We start from the raw sequence: 1015 nt of genomic DNA, 5'->3' as shown, positions 1-1015 counted from the left end.
GCGCGCCTTGACCGTTGAGAACGTTATGAAACCGCCAGTGAACCGCATTACAGCGACAACCATTGGGGATGCCTTGCAACAAATGCGGGCTTCTTCAAATGACTACGCCTATGTTGTTTCTTCTGATGGCTACGAGGGCGCAGTGCTTCAGGAAACGCTAGAGCAGGCGGTTGATAACGAAGCGAAGGAAAGTGATCCTCTAACGGAGGAGTACTTCGAGCAGAGCTGCGAGATTTCGCCTGAGTCGCTGCTTGAAGAGGTGATTCCGGACACGCTAGATACGGAGCATCCTTTGCCGGTAGTGAGTGAAGAAGGGAAACTAAAAGGGGTGTTATCGCGAGCGCGTTTGGCGAAAATCTTAGGGCGTTAACTTCAGGGTCGCAATCTTGGACTAAACTCTGGTGAGTTTATGTACAGGAGCGGCCCTTTTTGATTACTGAAGACCAAAAAACAGAACTCGTTTTTGAGCTATCTGCAGACCTGAGAGAGCTTGGCAAGCACGTGGTTGTGCGCTTGAGCAAGGGGGACATTGATGTGCCCCTGTTTCCTGCGATTGCCACAGAAGTGATGCGACTTGCCAATTCTCCCGAGTCGGATGCCGCTAGCCTAGCGGATCTTATTCAAAGCGACCCCAATCTAGCTGGCCACGTGATGCGCGTGGCCAATTCTGCACTCTACACGCCCAAAGCATCTATGGTTTCGCTGCAGCAGGCCATTGCGCGACTGGGCATGAATTTGATTTGTGAGATCTCTCTTGGTGTCGCGCTCAACGCAAAGCTATTCAATGCGCCGGGATATGAAAATCGTTTGTCAGATATTTCTCAGCATGGTTTCTGTTCGGCTCTCTGGTCGAAAGAAATAGCGCGCGCATCGCAGGAGAATGTTGAGTCTGCATTTTTATGTGGTTTGCTACACGGTATTGGTCGCGCTGCGTTTTTGCAGATGTTCTCGGATATGGCCGTCATGAACGGCATCAAACTGGATGCAAATAAGGTGCGCGAGTTAGAGGATGTGA

At 50.7% G+C, this 1015-nt stretch carries 2 protein-coding genes; both read left to right on the top strand.

Translation table 11 applies throughout. The features are described 5' to 3' along the window. Positions 1 to 370: CBS domain-containing protein (locus A3751_RS17890; protein WP_231876929.1), on the top strand; the 370-nt coding region annotated here is incomplete at its 5' end. Positions 371 to 429: 59 nt separating this feature from the next. After that, positions 430 to 1015 (top strand): HDOD domain-containing protein (locus A3751_RS21935; protein ID WP_197466470.1); only part of this gene is annotated, 586 nt, incomplete at its 3' end.

Source organism: Oleiphilus sp. HI0080, assembly GCF_001635135.1.
Note: the sequence above shows the minus strand (reverse complement) of the source record. Positions and strands in the feature narration are given on the sequence as shown.